At 45.0% G+C, this 3,900-nt stretch carries 4 protein-coding genes and 1 pseudogene; 1 reads left to right on the top strand and 4 read right to left on the bottom strand.

What is annotated here, in order from left to right; translation table 11 throughout:
* The first annotated feature begins 2 nt into the window (after nucleotides 1-2).
* Nucleotides 3-59 carry an IS1 family transposase gene (locus tag RTW80_RS31670; RefSeq protein WP_003032489.1) on the top strand — a complete coding sequence of 19 codons (57 nt, stop codon included), beginning with the start codon at nucleotides 3-5 and terminating at the stop codon, nucleotides 57-59.
* Between the two features lie 16 nt (nucleotides 60-75).
* Here the strand turns inward: RTW80_RS31670 and RTW80_RS22840 are convergent.
* The 4 genes and pseudogenes from RTW80_RS22840 to RTW80_RS22825 all read right to left on the bottom strand — a co-directional run.
* Nucleotides 76-852 (bottom strand): annotated as a pseudogene (locus tag RTW80_RS22840) (MFS transporter); the annotation flags it as partial.
* A 117-nt stretch (nucleotides 853-969) separates the two neighbouring features.
* Nucleotides 970-1,728 (bottom strand): DeoR/GlpR family DNA-binding transcription regulator, encoded by a 759-nt coding sequence (locus RTW80_RS22835; protein ID WP_000719088.1) that lies wholly within the window; start codon nucleotides 1,726-1,728, stop codon nucleotides 970-972.
* Between the two features lie 136 nt (nucleotides 1,729-1,864).
* The gene (gene ydjG / locus RTW80_RS22830; protein ID WP_000723730.1) at nucleotides 1,865-2,845 is read right to left on the bottom strand and encodes an NADH-dependent methylglyoxal reductase; all 981 of its coding nucleotides are present in this window, start codon (nucleotides 2,843-2,845) and stop codon (nucleotides 1,865-1,867) included.
* A 9-nt stretch (nucleotides 2,846-2,854) separates the two neighbouring features.
* Nucleotides 2,855-3,802, bottom strand: coding sequence for a sugar kinase (locus RTW80_RS22825; RefSeq protein WP_012135891.1), 948 nt, complete (start codon nucleotides 3,800-3,802; stop codon nucleotides 2,855-2,857).
* Nucleotides 3,803-3,900: the final 98 nt, after the last annotated feature.

Genomic DNA, 3,900 nt, shown 5'->3' with positions numbered 1-3,900 from the left:
CGGTGGAGCTGCATGACAAAGTCATCGGGCATTATCTGAACATAAAACACTATCAATAAGTTGGAGTCATTACCACATTTCACCTTTAAACAGGAGCCAGAAAGTACCCTTGATTACTTTAACTTTGCTGTTGCTCTGATACGAAGTAAGCGGGGGTAAACGAATACTCTTCTCTCTTTCAATTTGCTGCTCTACTTCACGAAGTTGGCATTCTGCACCTGCGATTTGCCCTTTCCCTGCCAGCCATCGTGGCGACTCAATAAAGTATTTACCTGAGAGAAGCCAGGCTAACAGTATGCCAATACCACCCAACAGAAACATTATCCGCCAACTAAAAAAAGCGATAACCACCACACCTATCGCCGCAGACAGCATGGGCGACCAGTTACCAACAAATGAGAGCCGCGCGGACCATTTTCCACGCACCGTCGCGGGGATAAACTCCGTAAATGAGGCATAGCCAACCATAATCAGCGCCCCCATTCCTGTTCCCATCAGGAAGCGAAAGAAGATGAGCCAGTACATATCAGGGACAAAAGCGGCCCCTGTTGCAGCAATACCGACGATGAGAAGATTTATGCGAAACGCCCTGCGCCGCCCAAAGTAATCACCGATGAACCCACCGGTAAGAGAGCCGATGAAATAACCAAACATTAATGCCGAGGTAAAGGCGGCATTGAGGAAATTATTTGACCATCCATTGCTTACCAGCTTTGCTAAGACAACATTACCGGAGTAACTCAAAAAACCCGTTAATAACAGACTAAAGCTTATTATACCAAATATACGATAATGAAACCGGGCCAAAGGCAAGCGGTCCAGTCTTGCGCCAATTTGATCATATTGTTCCATTGGGTGCCTCGGATTTGCTAAAAAAGGTAGCAATTGCGGCAAATTCACTTGCCGCATCTTTATCATCATTTTATTTCAAGGCGCAGGAACAAATAATATTGACAACGTGTGCTTAAATTACCACACCAGCTGGATATTATTGTCTTTGCAAAATGCTATCCACTCTGCACCCGGTGATTTATCAGTTATTATGTAATTAATATGACTAAAATCAGCTAACTGGACAAAAGCTTTGCGATCAAACTTAGAGTGATCAACCAATAACGCAACTTCTGTCGCCTGACGGATCATTGTCTTTTTGATTTCAGCTTCCGCTTCATTAGAGTCCAGCGCGCCGCTGTTAATATCAAGACCTTTACAACTCATTACCATGATATCGACATGATAGCGGCTGATGATCTCTTTAGTAATTCTTCCTTGCAGTGAAAGTGTATTTTTGTTTAGTTCCCCACCCGTTGAAACGACTTTAATTTCTGACTGAGCCAGAACATGAATCGCTTCCGCCGAGTTGGTTAGCAACGTCAGGTCACTACGGTCCTGTAACAATTTGAGCAATTCCATTACGGTACTACTGGAATCGGCTGCCATGGTGGTTTTATTGTCGATAAAGGGTAGTGCCTTGCGTGCAATAAGCTGCTTCTCTTCATAAAACGATGAAGCGCGCTTATAAAAATGGATATTCTCCGTCAACATCGCTGTATTTAAAACAGCACCACCATAGGTTCTGGTCAAAAAGCCTTCATCTTCCAGCTTCTCAAGATCGCGGCGAATGGTTTCTTCGGTTACCTGAAAAATCCCACTCAAATTTGAGACTGTCACTTTTTTATCGTTGGCAACCATTTGCTTAATTGCCTGAATCCTGTCTTTTGCCGCCACGATTACACCCCTGTATCTTTTTACATCACATTAGCGCGATTATCGCATAACCGATGTTTACTTTCAAAACAACCTGTTTGAATCACAGATTTTCATCACAGTTTTCACAGAAACAGAGGTGAATCGTGTTGAGTATTTAACGCTCCAGGGCCTCTGCCATTTCCCTCATCAATGTTGCGTCTGCATCCGATAAGTTGATAATCAGTGCCGCGACATTTTCGCGTACCTGTTCCGGTGCAGTAGCCCCACTAAGAATGGAGATTAAATCACTCTGTTTTAATATCCACGCCAGTGCCAGAGTGGGAATTGTGCACTGATAACGAGCACAAAGTGGCTGCCACTGTTCAAGCATATCAATCACTTTCAGCATGTTTTCACGCTGGAACCAGACTTTATTTGCCCGAGCGCCACCCGGAACGTAATCACGAGTGATGGTGCCGGTCAACAATCCCTGCTCTAGCGGGGAATAAACCTGAACCACAATGCCATTATCACGACATAGCGGCAGCAGTTCGTTTTCCATTGCCCGGTCGAGGATACTGTATTTCGCCTGAATAATATCCAGTTCACCATATTGCAGATACTCGCGGATATGGTCAGCATCGACGTTAGCAGCGCCTATCGCGCGAATTTTCCCTTCAGCCTTTAACTCATTAAGCACTGCGACAGTTTCAGCGATCGGCGTATAAAATGGCGGCACCGACTGCCAGTGCGTCATGTAGATATCGATGTAATCAATACCCAGACGTTGCAAGCTGGCTTCTACCTCTTCGCGGATAGATTCCGGGGAAAGGTTTTTATACAACTGCCGATCGCCAACTTTGTTGAATAAACTTCCTTTTCGTTCCCAGACAATGCCGCATTTGGTTTCTACTACAACCTGTTCACGGGGCAGTTTTTTTAACGCCTGACCGACGATAACTTCACTATTGCCAAAGTTATATCCTGGTGCAGTATCAATCAGATTAATGCCGCAACGATGGGCTTCAAGAATCGTATCAATACATATTTGCCGATCGAGATCGCCATTCCATGCAGGACCGCCGCCAATGGCCCATGTCCCCAACCCCATTCGCGAAAGCGTAATATCCGTTGTGCCTAAAGGTATCTTTTTCATTTGCCTTCATTATCCTTCGTATTCTTCCAGCAATTGTTCGACCAGCTTTCTGTTTTTTACGCCGGTGGTGGCACCGACGCTTAGAACCGAGATAGCCGCCGTTGCATTGGCAAAGCGTGCGCATTCACGCAGATTTTTGCCTTCTAACAGTGCCGCAATAAAACCTGAAGCAAAGTTATCGCCCGCGCCAATGGTGTCGATGGCGGTTATTCCTGCGACCGCCGGCACCATCATCGTCATGTCACCACGCTTGATAAAGCTGCCGTCTTTACCCGTTTTAATCACCACCGTTTTTACGCCGCACGCAAGAAAGCAGTCAGCAATTTCATCCAGTGTCTCTTTCCCGGTGAGTAATTTTGCCTCGGCATAATTAGGAAACAGATAATCGACATAACTCAATGCTTCGCAAATATCATCCAGCGTTTCATTCAACCGCGGTTTGATCATATCGGCACAGATAATCATCTGCCGGGCTTTAGCTTGCGTAAAAATTTCTGTTAGCGCTTTACCATCCAATAGAGGACTGTTGAAAATACTGGCCAGAGATAATAATTTCGCCTGAGAAAACCGCGAAAAATCAACATCGTCAATATTCAATTTCCACAGACTGCCGTTACGGTTTGTGACAAACGTCCGCTCGCCATCCTCCGTCACCAGTCCAACGTTAATAGAGGTATCTATGCTGACGTCCTGCTTCAGGCTTTGAATATCAATATTCTCTTTGCGGCAATGGTCGAGAATAAACTGTCCTGCGGCATCTTTACCAATACGGCTCATTAATGCTGTACGATGGCCCAGACGAGAAATAATTGTTGCTTCATTTATTGCATCACCCCCGGTGGTCATTGCGATTCTTTCAAGAGGATAAGAATCCACATCAAAGATATTTTTACTGACCGGTTGCAATGGAATATCAACAATAGCGGCACCTATACAAATAACGTCGAGATTATCCATATCATTATTCCGCTTTGCCATCAGGGTGATGCTGCCAACTTACTGATTTAGTGTATGATGGTGTTTTTGAGGTGCTCCAGTGGCTTCTGTTTCTATCA

The organism is Escherichia sp. AM3, from assembly GCF_032029835.1.
GTDB lineage: Bacteria > Pseudomonadota > Gammaproteobacteria > Enterobacterales > Enterobacteriaceae > Escherichia > Escherichia coli.
The sequence above is the reverse complement of the archived record's forward strand: the minus strand, read 5'-3'. Positions and strand labels throughout refer to the sequence as shown.

What these genes read in the sequence shown, in the direction of transcription:
- ydjG (WP_000723730.1), bottom strand. Translation starts at nt 2,845, where the DNA reads ATGAAAAAGATACCTTTAGGCACAACGGATATTACGCTTTCGCGAATG.
- RTW80_RS22825 (WP_012135891.1), bottom strand. Translation starts at nt 3,802, where the DNA reads ATGGATAATCTCGACGTTATTTGTATAGGTGCCGCTATTGTTGATATT.